The organism is Ruminococcus sp. Marseille-P6503 (assembly GCF_900604945.1).
Lineage (GTDB): Bacteria > Bacillota > Clostridia > Oscillospirales > Ruminococcaceae > FB2012.
In genome coordinates, this window is the sequence record NZ_UWPB01000002.1 from 1,014,142 (window position 1) to 1,040,005 (window position 25,864).

The window sequence follows — 25,864 nt, forward strand, 5'->3', positions numbered from 1 at the left end:
GCAAGGGCAATTTAAAATAACAAAACTGCCGGAGCTGAAGCGATAATAATGCAGTTTGCTGAAAACGGCAAAAAAAATGCAGAGCAACGGTGCTCTGCGGAAAATAAAATAAAAAAACTATGTGTAGAACAAAAGAAAGGAGACAACAAAACGGATGTTAAATCAAACAATAATTGTTCAATTCCTTAACATCAATTTGATTATACTCCATTTTGCTTAAATAGTCAAGGAAATGAGAAAAACATTTTCAAACGCTTAACTTTTTCGTCGGTTTGTACAAATATAGTGTGCTTTTACTGGACATTTTTACATCAGTAATTTAATTTATTCTGCCTGTAACTAAAATTGAGTTAAAATAATTCAATCATTTACTTTAAAGTATGTAAATCAAAGAAGGATCTGCTTTTGAAATAAGGGAAGGAAGTCTGCTTTACAGCAGCTCCCCGCAAGCCGCGCGCCGCGTCACGGACTGCGAGGAACTGCCGTGAAGACGAAACAGAGCAAACCCGCTTACCTGAAACGTTCTTCAGAAAAAACAGGCTCCCTTTCCTTATGTCAAAAAACAATTTTTCCTGAAAACTGAATTATGACATTTCCACCAGCTCGTTATCCCTGAAAAACAGTGAAATGCACCAGATCGCTGATATTGCGACCAACACATAAATAATTCTGCTGATAATCGCCGCCGAACCTCCGAAAAGAAAGGCTACCAGGTCAAACTGGAAAATTCCGATAAGGCCCCAGTTGATTCCTCCGACGATTAGCAGAAAAAGCGCAATCTTGTCAAGCATTTTTTATACCGTCCTTTCTGTAAATGGTATTACACGCTAAAGACAGCTTTTTGTCCTTGCACTCATATTATTGCCGGTAAAAAAATATTTATACGATAAAAAAACGGAAATTTTTGTCCGAAAAGGATTTCGCATAACAGAGCTGAATTTTAATCAGCTTTTTGTTTTGTTCAGAATTACTTAAATTTTATTTTGAAATTCTATTTAATAATATACAAAAAACACTGGACAATGTGTTTTTAATATGGTATAATTATTGATATTAAACGTTTACGTTATCAAAAGGATAAAAAGGGGATATACTAAGATGAGCTGCTGTGCCGATACGGAATATGATTTTAAAGGAATTAAATGCGTCAGGCTTGAAACGGAAAAATATCTGGCTGTCGTTTCACCGGAAACCGGCTGCGGAGTTCTGAGGCTTTTTGACAAAAAAAACCGTATTGAAATTTTTCGGTACAGAGATGACTGCACGATCGGCACGATAAATGAGGCCAGAGAGATCTGGGGACTTCCGACGCTGTATCTTCCGAACCGTTATGACGGAGGAATTATAAAAACATCGGACGCTTTATATAAGCTTCCGATAAATGAAAAGGATACGGGTAATTTTCTGCACGGCTGGGTTCATAAACGCGTCCACAGCGTTGATGAAGCGTTTGCCGATGATCGGAAAGCCGTTGTGAAAACCTCTTTTGAGCATAACGGTTCAGATGAAATGTATAAATATTTTCCCCTTGATTTCAGGATATCATATACCTTTACCCTTTCCGACGAAAAAGGACTTGAGCAGGAAATACGGCTTGAAAATAAAAGCGGGAAAATGCTTCCTGTTTCGCTCTGCACTCATACCTGCATCAACGCTCCGATGACGGAAGGCGGCAGGGAAGATTCCATGCGCCTGTGCGTTCCGGTAGAGAAAAAGTGCGAGCTTGACGAAAGGTTCCTGCCTACGGAAAGGCTGCTTGAATTGTCAGATTGGGATACTGAATATAAAAACGGAACAAAACGTCCGACGCTGCAGGAAATTTCAAACGATATGTTTACAGCCTGTATGAACGACCTTGACGGTAAGGCTTTTTATGGAATCGTCGTTACCGATACCGCTACCGGCCGCAGGATATTAAACGAGGTGTCCAGGGAGTTTAAATTCTGGAATATGTGGAATAATGACGGCGACAAGGGGTATTTCTGCCCCGAGCCGATGACCGCGATGATAAATTCTCCTAATTTAAGTCTGCCCGGAGAGGTCAGCGGTTATGCCGAGCTTGCGGGAGGAGAAAGCTTTGTCTGCGGACAGAGGTTTTTTACAGACTGATTTACGGCTTTTCTTACGGTTCGGCGAATCGCTTTTCCGAGGAAATTTGATTGATGTAAATTAATTTATACATATAAATATTTGAAAGGTGGATTTTAAAATGAAATTCGGTTTTTTTGATGACGCCGGCAAGGAGTACGTCATCACCAATCCAAGAACTCCGTATCCATGGATAAATTATCTGGGAACTCAGGAGTTTTTCTCCCTCATTTCCAATACGGCGGGAGGTTATCACTTCTTTAAGGACGCAAGGCTCAGAAGGATCACCCGTTACCGCTATAACAACGTTCCCGTTGATATGGGAGGAAGATATTTTTACATAAAAGACGGCGACACTATATGGTCTCCCGGCTGGAGCCCCGTAAAAACAGAGCTTGACAGCTATTCCTGCCGCCACGGAATGGGCTATACTGTTATCAAGGGCGCAAAGAACGGCGTAGAGGCTGAAGTAACGTTCTTTGTTCCGCAGAATTTCAACGGCGAGGTTCAGAAGGTTGTGCTGAAAAACACCTCTGGATCAAAGAAAAGCTTCAAGCTGTTTTCCTTTATTGAATGGTGTCTGTGGAACGCGCAGGACGATTCTACCAACTTCCAGAGAAACTTCAATACCGGTGAAGTTGAGATAGAGGGCTCAACGATCTATCATAAGACGGAGTATAAGGAGCGCAGGGATCACTTTGCGTTCTATACCGTAAACGCCGATATATGCGGATTTGACACTGACAGAGAAAGCTTTGTCGGACTTTACAACGGCTTTGAGAATCCTCAGGCGGTTCTTGCCGGAAAGTCGAATAATTCCGTTGCCGACGGTTGGTCGCCTGTAGCTTCCCATTGTCTGGATATTACGCTTGAAGCCGGAGAGGAAAAGACGCTTGTGTTCCTGCTCGGTTATGTTGAAAACGGAGAAAACAAGTGGAACGCCGACGGCTCTATGAACAAGTCCAAGGCTTATGAAATGATAGAGGCTATGAATACTGCCGAAAAGGCGGACAAGGCTCTTGCCGAGCTGAAAGCCTACTGGAACGATCTGCTTTCTCAGTATCATGTTGAAACCTCCGACGAAAAGCTCAACAGAATGGTGAATATATGGAACCAGTATCAGTGCATGGTTACATTCAATATGTCCCGTTCCGCTTCATACTTTGAAAGCGGCATAGGCAGAGGAATGGGCTTCAGGGATTCAAATCAGGACCTGCTCGGCTTTGTACATCAGATTCCTGAAAGAGCAAGAGAAAGAATACTCGATCTTGCCGCTACTCAGCTGGAGGACGGAGGCTGCTATCATCAGTATCAGCCTCTCACCAAAAAAGGAAATAATGAGATCGGCGGCGATTTCTCAGACGATCCGCTGTGGATGATACTTTCCACTGCTCAGTATATAAAGGAAACAGGAGATTACTCGATACTTGACGAAATGGTGCCTTATGACAATGACGAAAGCAAGGCTCAGACAATGATGCACCACCTGAAGCAGAGCTTCTGGCACGTCGCTAAATTTATAGGTCCTCACGGTCTGCCTCTTGCAATGAGAGCCGACTGGAACGACTGTCTTAACCTTTCCTGTCATTCGGACGTTCCCGGTGAAAGCTTCCAGACCTATACTTCTCCTAAATACGGGGAGGATAAATTCAGTCGTACGGCGGAATCTGTAATGGTTGCGGCAATGATGTCCTACATCGGACCCGAATATGTCGCTCTGTGCAGATATAAGGGTCTTGACGACGAGGCTGCAAAGGCTCAGTCTGAGATCGAGATAATGAACAGAAATACGATGGAATTCGGCTGGGACGGAGAGTGGTTCCTCCGTGCATACGACGATTTCGGCAATAAGGTCGGTTCTCATGAGTGTGAGGAGGGCAAGATATTTATTGAGCCTCAGGGCTTTGCGGTTATGGGCGGACTCGGCAGAGATTCCGGCAAGGATATACTTACCCTAAACAGCGTAAAGAAATATCTTGATTCCAAATACGGTCTTGTGCTGAACAATCCCGCGTTTACAAGGTACTATAAGGAATACGGCGAGATTTCCACATATCCTGCGGGCTACAAGGAAAATGCGGGTATCTTCTGTCACAACAACGCGTGGATAATTTGCGCCGAGGCGGCCATAGGACGCGGAGATCAGGCCTTTGAATACTATTCAAAGATCGCTCCGGCATATCTTGAGGATATTTCCGATCTGCACAGAACCGAGCCCTATGTATACGCTCAGATGATTGCAGGAAAGGACGCGGGCAGACACGGCGAGGCAAAGAATTCATGGCTGACGGGAACTGCTGCATGGAATTTTGTGGCAATATCTCAGTTTATTCTCGGATGTATTCCCGATTACGACGGCTTGAAGATTGATCCTTCAATACCTGAGTCATGGGACGGCTTTAAGCTTGTCAGAAAATACCGCGGCAATACATACAGCATAACGGTTAAGAATCCCGATCATATTTCCAAGGGAATCAGAAGCGTAACAGTTGACGGCGTGAAGATTAACGGAAATATTCTGCCGGTATTTGAAAAGGGTACGGCTCATGAAGTCGAGGTTATAATGGGATAACAGCTGGTTATAAAAGCGCAGCTCCTTTAAGGGACTGCGCTTTTTATGTTTATTATTTATCCATAAAAACAATGAAATTTGTGATAATTATCAATTAAGCAAGTGAAAAACATAAAAATTTCTGCGCCTTTTACCCATTTTGAGTTGTTGACTTCAATTTTGCATTGTGATATAATAACAATGAAATATGGTAAAATTACATATATTATGTGTAATAACATTGTGCAAATTACCAAAAGGAGAAGTGAACATGAAAAAATTTTTATCGGCATTGACCGGCTTGGCAGTGAGCGCTGCGCTTTTTCTCAGCTTTGCGCTTACCGCTTTTGCAAAAGAGGATGTTGAGATCGACGTTTCAGCGGCAGAGGAAGCGTCAGACTGGGGACAAACCTTTGAGCTTACCGCCGATGTGTTCAGCCCTCTGAGAATGTCGGCTGATTCTCAGGTAAAGATTGAGTTTGAAACAGACGCGGATTATGAGAAGGCGCCGGTGGAGCTTATAATTCTGAGCTGGGATAATACCGATTCTCCCAACGCTGACGACGACGGCGGACTGTGGGTCAAGGTGGCTCCCTTAGACTTCGGCGACGGCGAGGCCGTATTTGATTTTGACGATATGGCTGAGGCATACGGCACCAAGGACTTTAAGCAGATAAAGTCGATTCTTATCGGAGATACGGGAATAACCTCTGTCAAGCTTACAAAAATGACGATTACCAACTGTATTGCCGAGGAGGATCTGGACGGTGAAAACTCGCTTAAATCCGTTGAGATCGACTGTAAAGACGCTAAGGAGTCTAAAAACTGGGGACAGAGCATTATGGTCGAATACACGGATTTTGACACGACCAGAATGACTTCAAAGTCGCAGATAATTGTCGACTATGAAATAGATAAAAAAGACGTAGACCAGGCGCCCTGCGAGCTTGTTTTCCAGAGCTGGGAAAACCCCGATACGCCTATGGCGGATGAGGACGGGAATGTATGGGCAAAAATCGCTCCCGCCGAGTTTACGGATACCCAGGCGGTTTTTGACTACATAGATATAATCGAGGCCTACGGAACAGCCAACTTTGAGAAGGTAAGCGCCATTTGTATAGGCGACGCGGGCTTCTGCAAGCTGAAATGCACCGGAATAACCGTGACCAATTGCACCGATAACGGCACTCACAAGGTTGACGCCGCTCAGAATTCATCTGAGGAACGGCAGGAAGAATCCTCGGAAGCGTCAGAGGCTGTTTCATCAGCGGCCGAAACGGAGGCTCAGCAGGCGAATACCAATGCCGGTTCAGACAGCGGCTCCGGAAATGTAATATTTATCATAATCGGCGTAGTTTCGGGAATAGTGCTTGCAGTAGGCGTTGTCGTAATTATAATGAATAAAAAGAGCGGCGCTGCTTACGACGTAAATTCCGGTAAATTCGTATCCAAGAAAAAATCAAAGAAATAATTGCTTTAAAATCAGCTGATCATAAAAACCGAACAGCTGCTATGCGGCAGATCGGCTTTCTGTAAAAAATGTGTTTTACGGGAAGTCTGGTCTGCCGCTTTTCGGTTTAACTCTCCGGCTTTATGGCGTTTTGTAAGCCTTCCGCTGCGCCTGCCGCGAAAATGCGGGCAGATTTTGCTTGATTTATTCTGCGCCGTGTGCTATAATTATTTATATATAACAAAACGTGTGTAAAAATAAAAGGATCGGAGATGAAACATAAAATGCGAATAAAAAAAATACTGGCGGGCATTTTATGCGCGGCGGTTTCGGCAGCAGCTATGACCTCGTGCGACAAAGATGAAAGCAGCGCGATAAACAGCAGTACTGAATCAAAAAATACCGGAGTTAATTCCGCTCTTTCGCCTGTTGAAATAAAGGACTATTCCTTTCCGGAGTTTATGGAGGAAATAAGCGTTCCGGATATGCTTTCAAATGAGATATACTCCTCGTTTAATAAGGAGGAGCTGGCAAAAAAGGTTGAAGAGCAGCCTTTCGAGGAATATGTATGTATTGAAAGCTACCTTGATACATATTATGTTTTTGAGGAGGACGGGTTTGTCGGTATCATAAATAAGCATGGAACCGTTGTGATCGAGGCGGACACCTATTCTTCCGCCGAGCTTGTGTCTGACGATCTTATAAAGCTGAATTATCCTGAGGGTTCGGGTATGTCTGCGGATTATCTGCGGGTAAGCGGTGGCTACGGAAAGCTTGTTGAGGATCACAGCTTTTCCGCAGAAGCTATAGCGGTTTCAGCCGTATATGATTCTCAGGAAGACAAGGAGCTTTATGAGCTTACGGTAAACGGAAAATCAGTATATGATAAAAAGTGGGACAGCCTTGATCCTGCAAACATTGAAGATATAGACACTGCAAAAAAGGCGTCGGCAGTTTACAAGGCGTCCTCGTCGAGTCAGCATTATTTTATTGTTTTTGACGACTATTACAATATAAAGATTTATGAGGGCGTTTATGGAATGATAAAGCTGAAAATCGGAGATGTGTACGGGGAGTGCTACATTCTCAGCGGCGATCATTACAGCGAGCTGGAAAAAATGATAGCAAGCTTCGGAAGCGAAAGCGCTGTCAGCAGACCGAGCAAGGACGAAAATCTGGATTTTATCCAGATAGTATTCGGACTGAGCGCCCGCGACCGTGTTCAGGTAACTATTTCCGCGGACGGCTATTGCTTTACGGACAGCCTTACTCATAACGAACAGCCGGCAAATAAATATTTTACAGTACTGAGCCGTGAAACCTTTATCGATCTGGTCAATTGGGTTGACGGTACGCTGGCGCAGGAGTATGAATAATATATAAATTTTTTGCAGGATATTGACGAAGCCTTGCATGGCATGGCTTAATAATGTTGACACAGCGGCGTAAATGTGTTATGATTAAAAACGTTTGGAATATTTCCTGCATATTACGCAGAGATTTGACCTATACTAAGGTATATAAATCTTTGTGAAAGGAGCAGTGCTTCAAAAAGGAAGCATGGTCGTTGAATATGCCGGAAAACCAGAATAACGGAGAGATCCAGCAGCCGCCTCAGGAAGCTGATGATCCAGGCTCTCCTTCTCCTGAAGAAACGGAGCAGCAGCGTGAACAGATCAAGGAAATGGGCGAGGTTGCAACGCCTAACGCAAAGCATCTGATTCACTGTCTTAATATAATCGGTCAGGTAGAAGGGCATTATATTCTGCCGCCCCAGAACAAGACTACAAAATATGAGCATATAATTCCCGCGCTTGTCGCGATAGAGCAGGACAGGTCGATAGAAGGGCTTGTTATTATCCTTAACACTGTCGGCGGAGACGTTGAGGCAGGTCTTGCAATAGCCGAGCTTGTCGCCGGAATGAAAACTCCTACGGTATCTCTGGTGGTAGGCGGCGGACATTCGATAGGGGTTCCGCTGGCGGTATGCGCAAAGAGGTCGTTCATAGTTCCGTCGGCGACAATGACGATTCATCCGGTCAGAATGAACGGTCTGGTGCTCGGGGTCCCTCAGACGCTTTCCTACTTTGACAAAATGCAGGAGAGAATAGTCCGCTTTGTGGCTGACAATTCCGGAATAAGCCCCGATAAGTTCAGAGAGCTTATGATGACTACCGGCGAGCTTATGATGGACGTCGGTACAGTGCTCGACGGAGAACGGGCGGTCGAAGTAGGTCTTATAGACCAGCTAGGGGGTCTGTCAGACGCTATAGAGTGCCTTTATGAAATGATAGAGGACGGAGGCGGTGGGGAGTAGAATGCTTTATACTGTTATTGATATTTACGAGGTTCTGCGCACCGACAGCGTTTATGAGCCTAAGACCGATAATTACCTTGAGGTCAATACGGATCCGTTTTGGTATTTAAAATAGTTCCAAGCCCTGTCTGAGGGCTTTCATACATAATGCAACGCAATTAATTTTCGGAAAGGAAAGTACATAATGGGAATGATCAACGCTGTTTTTCAGGCGATAATTCAGGGGTTAACGGAGTTCTTGCCGGTTTCAAGCTCAGGACATCTGTCGCTGTTCCAGCATTTTACCGGAAAAAGCGGAGAGGGCGCGCTTATGTATTCCGCGGTGCTCCATCTCGGAACGCTGGTGGCGGTTTTCTTTGCTTTCAAGAAAACAATAATCGCCTTGATCAAGGAATTTTTCGTTATGCTCAGAGATATTTTCACAGGAAAGTTCAAATGGCGCGAGATGAATCCCGAACGCAGAATGATAGTGATGATAGTTATATCCACCGCCTGCCTTATACCGTTTTATTTGTTCAAGGATTGGTTTACGGGAATTGCAGAGGATAAGAGCATTTTTGCCGAGGGACTTTGCTTTCTGTATACCGCCGGTCTGCTTTTCATGTCTGACAAATGCGTTAAGGGGAAGAAAACTCCTAAGAATATAACGGCAGGAAACGCGGTTACTGTAGGCTTCTTTCAGGGAGTAGCGCTGCTTCCGGGAGTTTCACGTTCCGGTTCGACCATTTCGGCGGGACTTTTTTCCGGCTTCAGCCGCGAAACGGCGGTGCAGTATTCGTTTATACTGGGCATACCCGCGATCCTCGGGGGCTGTGCGGTTGAGATAAAGGACGCCGTCGGTGAAAAAGCTGCTGCAAGCGTACCGGAATGTATCATAGGCTTTATAGTCGCGGCAATTGTGGGAGTATGCGCTATAAAGCTTGTAAACTGGCTTGTTAAAACCGATAAATTTAAGATATTCGGATATTACACTTTTATTTTAGGAATAATTGTGATTGTTGTTTCGATTATTGAAAAGTTTGTCGGACACGCTTTGGTAATAGGATAAAATGCGTATCTGCAGGACTGCCTTGTGCGGTCTTGCAGTGCTTTTACTGGTTTTGAATATGCTGCTGCGCACTGTCTGGTCGCGGATACAGCAAGATTTTTAGTGGTGGTGAAAAATTTAATGGCGGCGTCGAAGAAACCTGCAGCTTCAAAATCCGCGTCCGGAAACAAAGGGAAGACCCAGTCCGGAGCAAAATCCAATAATAAAAAAAGCGCCGCAAAGAGCGCGTCCGGCAAGGGCGGGGCGACAGGCGCTGCAAAGAAAAATCCGGCTCAGGTTGCGCGGCAAAGGGAGAAGAGACGTTTCTGGTCGTACATACTGTTTTTTGCAGGCGTGTTGGAGCTACTGGTTACTTTTATAAAAGGAGACGGTCTGTGGACAAGCCTGTATGAAATTAACAGAGGGATTTTCGGAGTATCTGTTTTTTTGGCAGGACCGATGATAATTTATGTGGCGCTTCAGATAGCTTCGGATAAATCTCATAATACGATCGTTGCGAGAATCGTACAGGGTCTTGTGCTTATGCTGCTTTTAAGCGGAACGGCTCAGATAGCGGTCAACGGAACTGTGGAGGGCAAAACGTTTCTGCTGAAGCTTAAAGGGCTTTACAACGACGGAGTAAGGCTTAACGGCGGCGGAATAGCCAGCGCGGCGATCGGCTGGCCTTTGCTTGCGGCGTTCAAGCGCGTCGGCGGAGGAATAATCATAGGACTGCTTGATTTTACCTTTATAATGCTGCTTACGGATCTGACTTTGCCCGATTTGTTCAGGGCGCTGTCAAAGCCGTTCGTCGGAGGGTATAAGGCGGTCAGCGAGGAGCGTATCGAAAGGGCGATGCAGCCGCCCAAGGAAAAGCCCGATAAAACTCAGAAAAAGAAATCTGACAGAAAGGTTCGTATAGATATTGCAAAATATTATCAGGACGACGTCGGACAGGAAGAAGGAGCCTTTTCTGAAGTTCAGGACGCGGAAGCTTCGGACGTCGGAGAGCCTTACGATGTAAGCCTGCCGTCTGATCCTGACGGTATTTTCGGGGAGGATACTCTTTCGGAGGAAAGCAGGGATAAAAAATCCGACGAGCAGGAGCTTAAGCGCATTATTGAAAAGGCGGTTGCCAAGGAGCAGAAAAAAATAGGCGAAAAGATCGAAAGCGAAAAGCACAGTCAGCCGAAGCAGGTTTTTGTTGACGGCGAGGGGCAGACTTCTTTGCTGGAGCAGCAGGAAACGGTTCCGGCTTACGTTTATCCCCCGGTAGACATTCTGAAATATCCTGATAATTCTGCTTCTCCCGAGCTTGCTCAGAGGGAAATAGAGGAAAAGTCTCAGAAGCTTGTGGAAACGCTTGAAACCTTCGGAGTTAAAACGAGAATAATCGGCATTCACAGAGGACCGTCGGTAACGAGATACGAGCTTCAGCCGGCGGCGGGAGTAAAGGTAAAGCAGATCACCAATCTTGCGGACGATATTGCTTTGAATCTTGCTGCCAACGGAGTAAGAATAGAGGCGCCTATTCCGGGAAAAGCGGCGATAGGCATAGAGATACCCAATATCCACCGCGACAGCGTGTCAATGCGGGAGCTTATCGACAGCAAGGAGTACCGAAGCGCAAAAAGCAAGCTTTCCTTTGCGGTTGGCAAGGATATCGAGGGAAATATCGTAATCGGCGATATTGCATCAATGCCGCATATGCTTATTGCGGGAACTACAGGCTCAGGAAAATCAGTATTTACCAATTCGATCATACTCAATATACTTTTTCATGCTTCGCCGGACGAGGTAAAGCTTATTCTTATCGACCCCAAAAAGGTAGAGTTTCCTATGTATAACGGAATCCCTCATCTGCTTATTCCGGTAGTTACCGAACCGCTTAAGGCGGCGGGAGCGCTGGGCTGGGCGGTAAACGAGATGATGAGAAGATATAAGCTTTTTGAAGCCAACGGAACCAAGAACCTTGAGGATTATAATCAGTTTGTAGATGAAAATCCCGAGCTTGAAAGGCAGAAGCTTGCCCGTATCGTTATAGTTGTGGACGAGTTTGCGGATCTTATGCTTGCGGCGAAATCGGAGGTTGAGGAATCGGTAATGCGTCTTGCCCAGCTGGCAAGAGCGGCGGGAATGCATATGCTTATAGCTACTCAGTCGCCGAGAGTAGACGTTCTTACAGGTCTTATCAAAGCGAATATACCCAGCAGAACCGCGCTTTCGGTATCAAACAATACCGATTCAAGGGTAATTCTGGACGAGATAGGAGCTGAAAAGCTTCTGGGAAAGGGCGATATGCTCTATAAGCCGGTGGGAATGCCGAAGCCCCTGCGTATCCAGAGCGGCTTTGCCTCCACAGCTGAGATCAGAAACGTAGTCAAATTTCTCAAAAACGAGCATACGGCTGAATACAGCGAAGAGGTCATTCACGAGGTAGAGCAGAATATTCCTCAGCCTAAGGGCAAGGGCTCTGAGGCTGATATTGCCCTGAATACGGACGACGATCTTACTTCGCAGGCGATCTCCATAATTGTTGAAACGGGAAACGCTTCTACCGCGTTTTTGCAGAGAAAGCTTAAATTAGGCTTTCCGCGCGCCGCCAGAATTATGGACGAGATCGAGGAAATGGGAATTATCGGCCCTCAGGAGGGCTCAAAGCCAAGAAAGATAAATATTACCAAGGAAGAATGGCTTGAAAGGCAGGCAATGAAATAAAAGCGGCAGAGCGCTGTCCGGCAGCGCCGCTTAAGAAACGGAGGACGACGTTTATGGCGTTTATGCCGGTTTGTCAGAATGATTTGACGGAGCGTGGAATAGAGCAGCTTGATTTTGTATATATAATCGGCGACGCGTATGTTGATCATCCAAGCTTCGGAGCGGCGATCATCTCAAGAGTACTGGAAAGCCGCGGCTATACCGTGGGGATAATAGCTCAGCCCGACTGGAGAAGCACAGACGATTTTCTCAGGCTGGGGAAGCCGCGTCTGGCGTGGCTGGTAACGGCGGGCAATATCGACTCCATGGTGGCGCATTACACTGTAGCCAGGAAAAAGAGAACGGACGACGCTTATTCGCCCGGAGGAAAGGGTGGAAAACGTCCCGACCGTGCGGCGACCGTCTACTGCCGTATGTGCAGACAGGCTGCTCCTGAGCTTCCCGTGCTGTGCGGAGGGCTGGAGGTTTCGCTCCGCCGCTTTGCTCATTACGATTACTGGAGCGACAGCGTAATGCCGTCGGTTCTTGTAGATACAGGCGCGGATTTGTTGATGTACGGAATGGGAGAGCATCAGATAGCTGAAATCGCCGACCGTCTTAACGCGGGGGAGGACATCGGGTCCGTCCGCAATGTAAGAGGAACCTGTTACCTGTGCGAGCCTGCCGAAACTCCCTACGGCGCGGTACAGTGTCCGTCCTTCAAGGAGGTTTCGGAGAATAAGACGCTTTATGCAAAGGCGTGCAGGATACAGTACGATCAGCAGGACGAGGTTTACGGAAAAATGATAATCCAGCGGCAGGGAGACAAAATGCTGGTTCAGAATCCTCCCACGCTGTCGCTTACCTCCGAAGAGCTTGACGAGGTTTATTCTCTGCCTTATGAAAGAAGATACCATCCTATGTATGAAAGTCAGGGCGGCGTTCCCTCGATCGAGGAGGTACAGTTTTCGATCACACACAACAGGGGCTGCTTCGGTTTTTGTAATTTCTGCTCCATAGCGCTTCATCAGGGCAGGCGGGTGACCTGCCGCAGTGAGGAATCGGTGCTTGAGGAGGCGAGGAAGCTTACCGAGATGCCGGAATTCAAAGGCTATATTCACGACGTCGGAGGGCCGACTGCCAATTTTCGGGGACCGTCCTGTGAAAAGCAGCTTGAATACGGGCTGTGCAAGGGCAGAAAATGCCTAGCGCCAAAGCCCTGTAAAAGTCTTAAGGCAGACCATACCGAATATCTTGATATGCTGAGAAAGCTGAGGAAAATACCGGGAGTGAAAAAGGTGTTCATACGCTCAGGAATACGTTATGATTATCTCATGGAGGATAAAAGCGACGAGTTCATGAAGGAGCTTATAGAGCACCATATAAGCGGACAGCTTAAGGTAGCTCCTGAGCATTGCTCGTCGGCGGTGCTTGATAAAATGGGAAAGCCCCATATTGAAGCCTACAAGAAATTTCAGAAAAAATTCTATGAGATAACAAAGCAAAAGGGAAAGGAGCAGTATCTTGTTCCCTATCTTATGTCCTCTCATCCCGGCTCTGAGCTTAAAGACGCGGTAGAGCTTGCAGTGTTTCTTAAGCAGAATAAGATACATCCGGAGCAGGTTCAGGATTTTTATCCTACTCCCGGAACTATTTCAACCTGTATGTTTTATACCGGACTTGATCCTTACACCCTCGAGTCGGTGTATGTTGCAAGATCTCCTGAGGAAAAGGCGATGCAGCGCGCCCTACTGCAATACTTCAAGCCTGAAAACCGCGGCAGGATAATAAAGGCGCTGTGCAGGGCGGGCAGACAGGATCTGATAGGGCAGGGAGCCGGAAAGCTTGTTCCGCCCGACGCCGAATATCTGAAGAGGCAGAGAAAGTCCGGGGACGCAAAAGGAAAAGGCAGAAATGGACGTTATTCAAAAAAACGCTGACACACAACAAGGACGTTTATACATACGCGGACGGTGCGGGAGATAGTATATGGCGAAGAGAGGAAAACGAAAAAATCCGATTTGTTCTGCCGGAAGCATGAATAAAAAGGCTTTCGCCGCGGTTTTTGCTGTAATTACGGCGGCGGTGCTGGCTGTTCTTGATTTGACGGGGATATATACCTACAGTGATTTTAAAATATCTCTCGGGCTTGAGGACGAGCCTGCTGTCATTGAGGCTTCCGATACTCAGGTTCATTTTATAGACGTGGGACAGGGCGACTGCACGCTTGTCGTTTCCGACGGGAAGACAATGCTGATAGACTGCGGCGACCGCGACGAGGACAATACGGTAATAAAGTATCTTCAGAAGCTGGATATAAAAAAGCTTGACGTTATAATTGCAACTCATCCTCATTCCGACCATATCGGCGAGATGAGCGAGATAATAGACAGCTTTGAGACCGGCAGATTTATAATGCCGAAGGTTCCTCAGGACATGACGCCGACCTCAAAGGTTTATGAAAATATGCTTCTTTCAATAAAGGACAAGGGCATGAAGATAGCTTCGGCAAAGGACGAAAGCTTTGTTTTGGGAAGCGCCGAGGTGGAGCTTTACACGACTAAGGAGGATCACAGCGACCTTAATAATTATTCAGTGCTTGTGAAGATCGTTCACGGAGAAAACAGCTTTCTTGTAACAGGCGACTGCGAAACGGAGGAGGAAAAGGAAATGCTGGAGCAGGGCTTTGAGCTGTCCTCCAAGGTGCTTAAAGCCGGACACCACGGCAGCTCTACTTCCTCGTCGGGCGAGTTTCTTGCGGCCGTGGCTCCCAGATACGCGGTCATTTCCTGCGGGCTTGACAATAAGTACGGTCATCCCAGCGATGAAACGCTGGTCAGGCTTCAGAAATACGCTGAAAATATTTACATAACCCGTGACGACGGAACGATTGTATTTACATCCGACGGAAAGGGTCTGTCGGTAAATTGAATTGAAATACGGACAATACCAGTAAAGGCATAAATTAAGCATAACGGGGGCAAATATGGAACCAACTGAAAGATACGCCTTATCGGCAGGATTAATAATAAAATATTTTCTTGTGATCCTGCCTAACGCTGTAATGCTTGCAGCGTCGCTGCTTGCAGACCATATTCTGCGCGGGCTGTTTTTCGGCGAAGCTGATCCGTTTGACAGTATGTCCGGATTTAAGCAGTTTCTGGCTTTAAGGATCGTATGCTTTATAATTTTTATATATAATATCTCCAAGCTGATTATTACTGCCGCCGAGATGCTGATACGCAGGTACAGGCATGGCAGGGCTTACAGATATTCGGATAAATTCGGCATTTTGGTTACTCTGAGAAAAGCGTCGTTCAGCACTGACCGGAGCTTTGTAAAACAGTATTTTGTCAGACTTGCGGTTTTTCTGCTGCTGTGCGGTATTGTCGGCGCAGGACTGTTTTTCAGCAGTTTTTCAAAGCTGTACGGCAAAAACATATACGACCAGATATTATTGATCTCAGACGCCGAAGAGGACGAACGGATGAGCAGGCTTTTATCCGCGTCCTTCACAAAGGAAATGGTGCGGAAAACGGAGGATAACGCTTATGTTCTGCTTGTTGAGGAAGATGAGGAAATCGTACAGTGCCTTTTGACTGACGCGCAGTACCAGCAGATACAGAATTCCGAGCTGGAGAATTTCGAGGTAGAGTATTATACGAATACCAGGCTTATAGCTGGAATAAAGTTCGATTATCTTAACGGTCTGGATAAAAGACTGTTTAAGACAGACGAAGAGATTGAGCTGCCTGTGGAAATAACTCTGAAGGAAGAGGACGAAAAGATTCTGGTGATCCGTCCTGAAATGGGCAATCTGGAAGGCAGGATCTGGTGGTATATAGAAAAAGACGGAGAACCGAGCGGCGTACGTTCAGCTAACGATCTTTACTATGACGAGCTTACATATAAAAGAAAAGGCTTTTTTGAAGTTACTCTGGTGGTAGGCGGCGATTATAAAAGCTTTTCCGACTCTTATACCCCAATCAGCAATACGGTAGCTTACGATTCAAATAATGCTGAGCGTTATTGAATTTGCAGACTGAAAAGGTGAACAATATGAAGCTGATTATAGACCGCAGAGAGGGCGAAAGCTTTGTCTGTGAGGATGAAAACGGCAAACGCGTCGTTATTCCGTGCGTTCAGGCTGAAAACGCTGAGGCAGGCGACATTGTGGAATACGCAGACGGTTCGTATAAGGTGCTTGCAGCCGAAACTGACGAGCGGCGGCGGAGAATGAATAAGCTGCTGGATTCCCTGTGGGAGTAGCTTGATACGCCCGTTGCGCGGTACGGTAATGTGCCGTACGAAGGGCGGCGTAAGGAAATCAGAAATTATGCAAAAAGGAGGGCAGACCCATGTCAGGCTCTTTTATAGCCGACGGCAGGCTTTGCACATGGGCTTTTTTATGAAAAAGGATTTATTTGCATTGATCGAAGAGCGGCAGCCAACGCTTTCAAAAGGGCATAAGCTTATTTCAAACTATATTTTGTCCCATTACGATAAGGCAGCTTTTATGACGGCGCAGAAGCTGGGGAAAACTGTTGGCGTCAGCGAGTCCACGGTAGTGAGGTTTGCTTCCGAGCTAGGCTACGACGGTTATCCGGCGCTTCAGAGAGCCTTGCAGGACCTGATGAGAAACAGGCTTACCGCGGTCCAGAGGATCGAGGTTACCTCCGACCGTATGAGCCGCGACGATGTGCTTGAAAGGGTGCTTAATCTCGACATTGAAAAGATACGCCGGACGCTTGAGGAAACCTCAAAAGAGGATTTCAACAGCGCTGTGGATAAAATCATGAGCTGCGATACTATCTACATTCTCGGAGCGAGAAGCGCCGCTCCTCTGGCAAGCTTTCTGAATTATTATTTCACGCTTATTTTTCCGCGCGTCAAGCTTATCAGAAATACGACTACCAGCGAAATGTTTGAGCAGATAATGCATATGGACGAAAAGGACGTTATCATAGGAATCTCTTTTCCAAGGTATTCCCGTCAGACTGTAAAGGCTTTGCAGTACGCGAGCAACAAGGGCGCGAATGTAATTGCCATAACCGATTCGTCGGAATCGCCGCTTGCCCGCTATGCCGATAATCTTCTGCTCGCCAGCAGCGACATGGCTTCCTTCGTGGATTCGCTTGTCGCTCCGCTGAGCCTTATAAACGCGCTGATAGCCGCGGTTTCCATAAGCGACGTCGGCAAGGTGTCCAGAAGCTTTGAAAGTCTTGAACGTATCTGGGAGGAATACGACGTATATGAACCGTAATATGTGACCTGGCTTTATTCAGTGCGCCGAAAGGAGGTACATTTTTCCTGAGGGGAAAATGGTTATAATTATAATATGTCTGAAAATGATGTTATCATAATAGGAGGCGGAGCGGCAGGGCTGTTCTGCGCGGTTCAGTCGGCGTGGCTCGGAAAAAAGACTGCGGTTATTGAGCATATGAAAAAGCCGGGAAGAAAGCTGCTTATTACCGGAAAGGGCAGATGTAACGTAACCAACAGCTGCGACGCGGAAACCGTAATGAAGAACATTCCGAGAAATCCCAGCTTTATGTATTCCTCGCTTTCACGATTTGCTCCCGAGGATACGATGGCGTTTTTTGAATCGCTTGGCGCGGAGCTGAAAACCGAGCGGGGAAACAGAGTGTTTCCCAAAAGCGACAGGGCGGAAACGATCCTTAATGCTCTTGTCGGAGCGGCGGAGCAGGCCGGAGTTGAATTCATTTACGACGACGCCCGAAAGCTTATTGTAGAGGACGGAAGGGTAAAAGGCGTAAGCTGCGAAAAAGCCGAGTATTATGCGCAAAAGGTGGTAGTCGCTACAGGAGGAAAATCCTATCCGCTTACAGGCTCCACAGGCGGCGGATATAAGCTTGCATTGCAGGCGGGCCACAGGGTTACGGAAATATCGCCGTCGCTTTGTCCTATAGTTACGGAAGAAAGACACTGTGCGGAAATGATGGGGCTTTCTCTCAGAAACTGCACGCTTACGCTGCATGACGATCAGACGGGCAGGGTTTTGTTTTCGGAGCTGGGAGAAATGCTGTTTACTCATTTCGGCTTGTCGGGCCCCCTTGCATTGTCAGCCTCGGCGCATATGGACAGGATAACAAAGGGCAGGTATACGGTTTCGATAGATCTGAAGCCCGCGCTGTCCCATGAAAAGCTGGACGAGCGTATTTTAAGGGATTTCAGTGAATATCCCAACCGTGATTTTTCAAACGCGCTGAAAAAGCTGCTGCCGTCGAAAATGATAGATACGGTCGTAAGGCTCAGCGGAATAGAGCCGTATAAAAAGGTGAACCAGATAACGAGGACAGAGCGCGGACGTCTGGCGGAGCTTCTTAAGGATATGCGTTTTTCTGTCAGGGCTCTCCGTCCGATAGAAGAGGCAATAATTACACGCGGCGGAGTGGACGTCAGGGAGATATCTCCCAAGACCATGGAATCAAAGCTTGTAAAGGGGCTTTATTTTATCGGTGAGGTTCTGGACGTAGACGGATATACCGGCGGTTTTAATTTGCAGATAGCCTTTTCAACGGCATATGCCTGCGCTGCTGACGTTTAATGCGCTGCGCGTTAAGGTCGTGTATCAGGAAACAGATTACGGTGAATATAAATATCTGCGTTTCAGCAATGACTTCGGCGCTGAAACCGGATTTATTTGGCGATTACTATAAACAGGAGGAAGAATTATGGGAATCAATATTGCGCTTGACGGGCCTTCGGGAGCCGGTAAATCCACGATCGCTAAACGGCTCGCTGAGAGAATGGGCTATGTGTATGTAGATACGGGGGCGCTTTACAGGTCTGTCGCGTATAATGTGATCTCAAAGGGAGCGGATCCCGCGGACAGTACGCAGGTTTGTCCCCTTCTGAGCGGAATAGACGTTAAGCTTGCGTATGAGAACGGATCCCAGAAGGTAATACTTAACGGAGAGGACGTTTCAGATAAGATACGGACTCCAGAAATATCCATGGGCGCGTCCGGCGTTTCGGCAATTCCGGTTGTACGAGAATTTCTGTTTGAGCTTCAGAAGAGCATAGCCCGGGAAAACAATATTATTATGGACGGAAGAGATATAGGCACGGTAGTTCTGCCGGACGCCGACGTAAAGATTTTTCTTACTGCGGCTGCCGAGGAAAGGGCGCGCAGACGCTATAAGGAGCTTCAGGAAAAGGGCGATACCTCAACTTACGAGCAGGTGCTCGAGGACATCAGGCAGCGGGACTATAACGATATTCACCGTGATATAGCGCCGCTGAAAAAGGCGGAGGACGCGGTGGAGGTGGATTCTACCGATCTTTCTCTTGACGAGGCGGTTGAAGTTATATATAAAATTGCAGAGGATAAAATTGCCTCTAAAAAAAACGGCAGCGTACAGAAAAAGCATGAGTCAAAGGAAATTGCGCAGATAAGACCGGTAAAGCGCGGGAAGAAGCTCAGTCCCGTCAGAATGTTTTTATACAGTATTTTAAGACCTGTGGTAAGGCTTATATATAAGTGCTGGTTTAATTTGTCTTTCGAGGGGACGGAGAACATTCCGAAGGACGGAAGCAATATTTTCGCGTCGAATCACCGAAGCTATTCCGACCCGGTTTTCATCGCGCTGCCTACCAGGGTTCCTCTTTCCTATATGGCTAAGGAGGAGCTTTTTAAGCAGAATATATTCTTTACATGGCTTATCAGATTTTTCGGTGCTTTTCCCGTAACCAGAGGCAAGGGAGATACGGCGGCTATAGATATGTCGGTTGAAAAGCTTGAAATGGGACGAAATCTTGTTATTTTTCCTGAAGGAACCCGTTCTAAGGACGGAAAGGTGGGAAAGGGAAAGACCGGAGTGGCTCTTATTGCCGCTATTGCGCAGGTCCCCGTTATTCCCGTAGGAATAAACTTTGAGGGAAAGCTGAAATTCAGAAGAAAGGTAGTCGTTCGGTTCGGCAGACCGATCAGGCCGGAGGAACTCGCGGTTACGTCTGTAAGTCCGAAGGAACTGAAAATGCTGAAAACAAAGATAATGGACGCTATAACCGAATTGGTATATTAAATGTTAAGAAATTGTAAAATTTGCACCGCTAAGACGGCAGGTTTCTGTTTTGGTGTAGACAGAGCCGTAAAAATAGTGTATAATGAATTAGATAACCGAAATAATGTTGTAACGTTAGGTCCTATAATTCATAATAAAAATGTCGTTTCAGATCTTGAGGCAAGGGGCTGCAGATCGGTTTCGCTTGAAGAAGTAAAGCCTGAACATACCGTTATTATACGTTCTCATGGAGTCGGTCATGACGTTTACGAACGCCTGTCGGAAATAGGCTGTGCGGTCGTAGACGCGACCTGTCCGTTTGTAGCCAGGATTCATAAAATCGCGTGTGAAAAATCCGGAAGCGGCTGCACCGTACTGATAGCCGGAGACATAAGTCATCCCGAGGTTATCGGAATAAGGGGTCACTGCATGGGTCCGTCTTTCGTGTTTGCCGGATGTGAAGAGCTTGAAAATTTGGTGAAAAAGGAGAATTTCGATCCCCAAAAGCTTGCAATTCTCGCGCAGACGACGTATAATAAAAAAATATGGGGCGAATGCTGCGCTCTGGCTGAAAGGCTTTTGCCGGGGGCGCTTATATTCGATACGATATGCAGCGCTACGTCCGAGCGTCAGAAAGAGGCGGCGGATATTGCGCGCAGGGCTGACGCAATGATAATCGTTGGGGGAAAAAACAGCTCAAATACCCATAAGCTTAAAGCGGTATGCGGCGAATATTGCAGATGCTATCTGATCGAGGGCGCGCGGGAGCTTGCCGATATAGACTTATCAGGTGCAGATTTTATCGGGATTTCTGCCGGTGCTTCGACTCCGGCTTATATAATCAAGGAGGTACAACAGACCATGAGTGAAATGTTGAACAATGAAGAAGAATTTAACTGGGTGGAGGAGATGGAGAATTCTCTTAAGCCAATACATATTGGAAAGAGAGTAACCGGTACAGTGCTGAGCGCTAACGCCAGCGAGGTTTATGTTGACCTGGGCACAAAGCAGCAGGGCGTAATTCCTGTTTCCGAGCTGACTGACGATCCTGCCAAATCGGTTGAAGACGTTGTCAAGGTAGGCGATACTATTGACCTTATCGTTCTTAAAACCAATGATCAGGACGGAGTCGTTACTTTGTCCAAGAAGAGAGTAGACGCGGCTCTGGGCTTTGAGAAGATATGCGCCGCAAAGGAAGAAAACGCGGTTCTTACCGGAACTGTCACAAATGTTGTAAAGGGCGGAGTGCTCGTCGCTTCCAACGGAGTCAAGGTATTTATTCCGGCTTCACAGGCGGCTCCGAGAAGAGATTACGATCTTAACGAGCTTCTCAGACAGACGGTAAATTTCAAGATACTCGAGGTAAACGAGGGCAAGCAGAGAGCGGTAGGTTCGATCAGAGCCGTACAGCGCGAGGAAAGAGAAGCCGCTCAGGCTAAGTTCTTTGAAACGGCTCAGGCAGGGGACATTGTAAACGGCGAGGTCAAGTCTATTACAGATTACGGCGTGTTCGTTGACCTCGGCGGTGTTGACGGGCTTGTAAGAAGAATGGATCTGTCGTGGAACAGAATCAAGCATCCTTCAGACGTTGTCAGCATTGGCGACAAGATTGAAGTAAAGATAAAGGATATTGATCCTGAAACCAAGAAGGTTTCTTTGATTTACAAGAAGGATTCGGAAAATCCATGGGAGATATTTAAGGCTAACTATCAGGTAGGACAGGTCGTTAAGGCTACGATCGTTTCTATAACGTCGTTCGGAGCTTTTGCTCAGATCATAAACGGAATCGACGGTCTTATTCATATTTCTCAGATTGCAAATCAGAGAGTCGACAATGTTGCGGATATTCTTTCGGTAGGTCAGGTCGTTGACGCTCAGATCACTGAGATCAATCTTGACAAGAAGAGGATCAGCCTTTCGATGAGAGCTTTGCTGCCGGACGAGGAAGCGGAGGCTGCCGATGAGGCTGAAGCTGAGGAATAAGCTTTTTGCCTTAAAAATTTCTTAAAACTCACGGGGGCGAAGTTTCGTCCCCTTTACTTTTTTATTTTTATATGGTATAATATAAAAAAGTCCGGAATTAAACAAAGACTGCTGAGCCGAATATTGCCGGACTTTCTGCAGAATATAATGACGGACGATGTCCTATATCTAACGGCAAATGAATTCTGACGGCGGCCGGTTGAGTTGATTTATGCGGCGCATAGTCAGAGTTTACTATGAAAGGTTTGCATTATGGAAGAAATAAAAAAGACGGCTTCTAAAAAAATTAAAAAGAATAAGAAGAAAACCCATCCCGCGGTCAAAGCGCTGAAGATATTCGGAACGCTGGTGCTTTCCTTTGTTCTTATCGTTATTATTACGGGCTCGATTTTTGTCACTGCTCTTACCATATACGTGCTTAATTTCGCCGACTCCGACGATACTGTAAATCTTGACAAGGGCGTGATTTCAAGCAATATTTCAAGATTTCTGTATAAAAATCCGGATTATGATGAAAATGATGAGGATTCGCAGGAATACCTGCTTTACTACGCTCTGAAAAATCAGAATAAAAAGGTTCAGTGGGCGGATCTTGAGGATATTCCGCAGTATGTTCAGGACGCCTTTGTATATACTGAGGACGAGCGTTTTTATTCTCATGACGGCGTGGATTTCAAGAGAACATTTGCCGCTATTATCAGGACTCTTACAGGAATGCATCAGGGCGGCTCCACAATAACGCAGCAGACTATAAAGAATGTGACCGGAGATAACGAAGCTTACGGAACTGCCGGAGTAGAGCGTAAGATAAGAGAGATTTTCAGGGCTATCAATGTTGAGAAAACCTATACCAAAGAGGATATTCTTCAAAGCTACCTAAATATCATATCACTCAATACATGGGAGCACGATATTATAGGAGTGCAGGCGGCGGCAAATTTCTATTTCAGCAAGGACGTTTCAGAGCTTACGCTTGCTGAGGCCGCAGTTCTGGCAGGCATGACGACATCGCCGGCTAACTATAACCCTTATGACAATCCGGAGCGATATAAAATAAGACAGAAATACTGCCTTGACCATATGCTGGAAAACGGAGCTATCTCTGACGACGAATATGAGCAGGCGCTTAATGAAGAAATTACCGTTACCGGAGATCCTGACTTTTCAAGCGCGACGGTTTATGAGGACGAAACAAAGGACCAGGGTCCTACCTCCTATTTCATGGACGAGGCGATAGAGGAAGCAATAGATATTATTGCGGATAAATCGGGCGTTGATACGTCTGTCGCACAGACAAGGCTTTATAACGGCGGATATACTGTATATACTACCGTTGATATTGATATGCAGAACAAGGTAGAAAAGGAAATGCAGGACGCGTCAAATTTCCAGAACTATTACCTTGATGATGACCAGCTGCTTTCGGGCTTTATTGCTATGGATTACGAAGGCAATGTGCTTGCTGTGGTAGGAGGCCGAAACGAAAAAACCGAGTCCCGTATCTGGAATAACGCTACCGACGCGCAAAGATCACCCGGATCGTGTATAAAGCCTGTCGCTTCATATGCGCCGGCGCTTGAACAGGATCTTATGACCTGGTCGACGTTTTTTAAAGACGAGCCTATTACGATCAAGGAAGAGGGCGAAAATGTAAAGTGGCCGGTAAACTATTCGGAAACCGGCGACAGCGAAAACTGGTCGTATAATAATTACTTTACATGGCAGATGCTTATGAAATCGCTGAATACCTGTCCGGCTCAGCTTATTGAGCAGATGACGCCGGCGTATTCCTATAATTTCCTTAAAGAAAAGCTTGACTTTACTACGCTTACCGATTCTGACGTAAACTATTCGCCGGTAACGGTCGGAGGTCTGACAAACGGTACCAAGCTTGAGGAGCTTGTCGGGTCGTATATGATTTTCGGAAACGGCGGCAAAAAGTACGAGGTAACTTATATCTCCAGGATAGAGGACGCCGAGGGTAACGTTATCTATGAGAAAAACGAGGGCTATAAGCAGGCTATAAGCGAGTCTACTGCTTATGTCATGAATAAGATGATGCAGACGGTTATTACCCAGCAGGAGGGAACCGGCCGCTATGCCAAGCTTAACAATACGACTGTAGCGGGAAAAACCGGTACTTCGTCCGAATGGAAGGATTTATCGTTCGTCGGCTGTACTCCTGATTATGTAAGCGGAGTATGGATAGGCTATGACGAGCAGAAAAAGATTCCGACAAACGAATATCAGAATATCGGCGCTATCTGGAAGAATATTTTCGGAGATATAGCCGAAGCTGAAGAGAATAAGGATTTTGAAATGCCCGATACCGTGGTAGAGGCAAAGTATTGTACCAAAACCGGAAAGCTTGCAGGCAACGGCTGCTCAAGCACGGCTACAGGATACTATAAGCAGACGAACGTGCCTGAATACTGTTCAGGCGGTCATTGATAGATTTTACCGATAACAGAAAAAGCAGCTTTTTGACAAAGCATGACGCCGCGCGAAAGCTTCTGCGGTTTTCGGATAAATCTGAAAAATGAGAATAGGCCTCCGTTTCGGAAATCCGGCGGAGGCTTTGCTGTGAAAAGAAAGGATTCTGCAATATGAATAAAATCAGACTTTGCTGTCCCTGTCATTTTGGTCTGGAAAGCGTGCTGAAGTATGAGATAAATAAAATAGGCGGAGAAAATCTGAATGTTTCCGACGGAAAGATATCCTTTGACGGAGGCTTTGATATACTGGCAAGGGCGAATCTGAGGCTTTCCACTGCCGAAAGAGTGCTTATAGAGCTTGGCAGCTTTGAGGCAAAAAGCTTTGAGCAGCTTTTTCAGGGGGTAAAGGCGCTGCCGTTGGAGGATTTTATCGGTAAAAGCGACGCCTTTCCCGTTAAGGGTCATTCTTTGAATTCTCAGCTTCACAGCGTTCCCGACTGTCAGAAAATCATAAAGAAAGCGGCGGCTGAGAGGCTTAAAGCAAAATACGGACTAAGCTGGTTTGATGAAAGCGGGGCGGTGCATCAGCTTCAGTTTTCTCTTTATAAGGACATATGCACGCTGTATCTTGATACAAGCGGCGCGGGTCTGCATAAGAGAGGATACCGCAGAAACAGCAATGCCGCGCCTATGAAGGAGACGCTTGCCGCGGGAATAATAGACCTTGCCAGAGTAAGGGCGGATTCTGTAGTATGCGACCCCATGTGCGGTTCCGGAACCTTTCTTATAGAGGCGGCTTATAAAGCGTTGAATGTTGCGCCCGGGCTGAGAAGAAAGTTTGCCGCTCAGGATTGGGAGCAGATACCTCAGGACGTCTGGCGCCGGGAGCGCAGCGACGCTATGGACGCGATAGACAGACAGGGAAAATTTCACGGCTTCGGATTTGACATCGACGAAGAGGCGGCGGTGCTGACTGCGGAAAATGCTAAAAAGGCCGGGGTAGGCTCCAAGCTTGAGATAACTCGGCAGGATATTTCAAGGTTTGTTCAGCCGGAGGGCTCGATTACGCTGTGCAATCCTCCTTACGGAGAGAGAATGCTGGAAATCAGGGAGGCGGAGGAGCTTTACAAAAGACTTGGCAGCGTTTTATCGCCGTCGAAGGACAAAGCGTGCTATATAATTTCGCCCCATGAGGATTTTGAAAAGTTTTTCGGTAAAAAGGCGGATAAAAAGCGCAAGCTTTACAACGGAATGATAAAGTGTACGCTTTATATGTATTTCAGGTAGTA

At 46.5% G+C, this 25,864-nt stretch carries 18 protein-coding genes; 17 read left to right on the forward strand and 1 reads right to left on the reverse strand.

The features are described 5' to 3' along the window. Positions 1-584: 584 nt before the first annotated feature. Positions 585-791, reverse strand: coding sequence for a DUF378 domain-containing protein (locus tag EIH25_RS10880; protein WP_124101063.1), 207 nt, complete (start codon positions 789-791; stop codon positions 585-587). Between the two features lie 307 nt (positions 792-1,098). Here EIH25_RS10880 and EIH25_RS10885 point away from each other — a divergent pair, with 307 nt between their 5' ends. The 17 genes from EIH25_RS10885 to EIH25_RS10965 all read left to right on the forward strand — a co-directional run bounded on the left by EIH25_RS10885 (position 1,099) and on the right by EIH25_RS10965 (position 25,862). After that, positions 1,099-2,109 carry an aldose 1-epimerase gene (locus EIH25_RS10885; RefSeq protein ID WP_124101064.1) on the forward strand — a complete coding sequence of 337 codons (1,011 nt, stop codon included), beginning with the start codon at positions 1,099-1,101 and terminating at the stop codon, positions 2,107-2,109. A gap of 100 nt (positions 2,110-2,209) precedes the next feature. After that, positions 2,210-4,660, forward strand: coding sequence for a glycosyl transferase (locus tag EIH25_RS10890; RefSeq protein WP_124101065.1), 2,451 nt, complete (start codon positions 2,210-2,212; stop codon positions 4,658-4,660). 250 nt (positions 4,661-4,910) lie between these two features. Then, complete coding sequence (locus EIH25_RS10895; RefSeq protein ID WP_124101066.1) at positions 4,911-6,110, forward strand: hypothetical protein; 1,200 nt, start codon at positions 4,911-4,913, stop codon at positions 6,108-6,110. Between the two features lie 263 nt (positions 6,111-6,373). Beyond that, positions 6,374-7,465: a hypothetical protein gene (locus EIH25_RS10900; protein ID WP_124101067.1), complete on the forward strand. Its 1,092-nt coding sequence runs from the start codon at positions 6,374-6,376 to the stop codon at positions 7,463-7,465. 308 nt (positions 7,466-7,773) lie between these two features. Further along, complete coding sequence (locus EIH25_RS10905) at positions 7,774-8,406, forward strand: ATP-dependent Clp protease proteolytic subunit (RefSeq protein WP_243113181.1); 633 nt, start codon at positions 7,774-7,776, stop codon at positions 8,404-8,406. 184 nt (positions 8,407-8,590) lie between these two features. Then, positions 8,591-9,454, forward strand: coding sequence for an undecaprenyl-diphosphate phosphatase (locus EIH25_RS10910; protein WP_124101068.1), 864 nt, complete (start codon positions 8,591-8,593; stop codon positions 9,452-9,454). Between the two features lie 102 nt (positions 9,455-9,556). Beyond that, a complete protein-coding gene (locus tag EIH25_RS10915) occupies positions 9,557-12,151 on the forward strand; it encodes a DNA translocase FtsK (protein ID WP_243113156.1) in 2,595 nt (864 codons plus the stop codon). Positions 12,152-12,204: 53 nt separating this feature from the next. Beyond that, positions 12,205-14,070 carry a YgiQ family radical SAM protein gene (locus tag EIH25_RS10920; RefSeq protein ID WP_124101069.1) on the forward strand — a complete coding sequence of 622 codons (1,866 nt, stop codon included), beginning with the start codon at positions 12,205-12,207 and terminating at the stop codon, positions 14,068-14,070. 49 nt (positions 14,071-14,119) lie between these two features. Then, positions 14,120-15,061 carry an MBL fold metallo-hydrolase gene (locus EIH25_RS10925; RefSeq protein WP_124101070.1) on the forward strand — a complete coding sequence of 314 codons (942 nt, stop codon included), beginning with the start codon at positions 14,120-14,122 and terminating at the stop codon, positions 15,059-15,061. A gap of 55 nt (positions 15,062-15,116) precedes the next feature. Beyond that, positions 15,117-16,163 (forward strand): hypothetical protein, encoded by a 1,047-nt coding sequence (locus EIH25_RS10930; protein ID WP_124101071.1) that lies wholly within the window; start codon positions 15,117-15,119, stop codon positions 16,161-16,163. A gap of 26 nt (positions 16,164-16,189) precedes the next feature. Further along, positions 16,190-16,399 carry a DUF3006 domain-containing protein gene (locus EIH25_RS10935; RefSeq protein WP_124101072.1) on the forward strand — a complete coding sequence of 70 codons (210 nt, stop codon included), beginning with the start codon at positions 16,190-16,192 and terminating at the stop codon, positions 16,397-16,399. 139 nt (positions 16,400-16,538) lie between these two features. Then, positions 16,539-17,393: a MurR/RpiR family transcriptional regulator gene (locus EIH25_RS10940; RefSeq protein ID WP_124101073.1), complete on the forward strand. Its 855-nt coding sequence runs from the start codon at positions 16,539-16,541 to the stop codon at positions 17,391-17,393. Between the two features lie 75 nt (positions 17,394-17,468). Further along, positions 17,469-18,698 carry an NAD(P)/FAD-dependent oxidoreductase gene (locus tag EIH25_RS10945; protein WP_124101074.1) on the forward strand — a complete coding sequence of 410 codons (1,230 nt, stop codon included), beginning with the start codon at positions 17,469-17,471 and terminating at the stop codon, positions 18,696-18,698. A gap of 127 nt (positions 18,699-18,825) precedes the next feature. Continuing rightward, positions 18,826-20,178 (forward strand): (d)CMP kinase, encoded by a 1,353-nt coding sequence (gene cmk / locus EIH25_RS10950; protein ID WP_124101075.1) that lies wholly within the window; start codon positions 18,826-18,828, stop codon positions 20,176-20,178. Beyond that, positions 20,179-22,140, forward strand: coding sequence for a bifunctional 4-hydroxy-3-methylbut-2-enyl diphosphate reductase/30S ribosomal protein S1 (locus EIH25_RS10955; RefSeq protein ID WP_124101076.1), 1,962 nt, complete (start codon positions 20,179-20,181; stop codon positions 22,138-22,140). Positions 22,141-22,392: 252 nt separating this feature from the next. Continuing rightward, positions 22,393-24,591, forward strand: a complete 2,199-nt coding sequence (locus EIH25_RS10960) for a transglycosylase domain-containing protein (RefSeq protein ID WP_124101077.1) — start codon at positions 22,393-22,395, stop codon at positions 24,589-24,591. 155 nt (positions 24,592-24,746) lie between these two features. Continuing rightward, positions 24,747-25,862, forward strand: a complete 1,116-nt coding sequence (locus tag EIH25_RS10965; protein WP_124101078.1) for a class I SAM-dependent RNA methyltransferase — start codon at positions 24,747-24,749, stop codon at positions 25,860-25,862. The last annotated feature ends 2 nt before the right edge of the window (positions 25,863-25,864 follow it).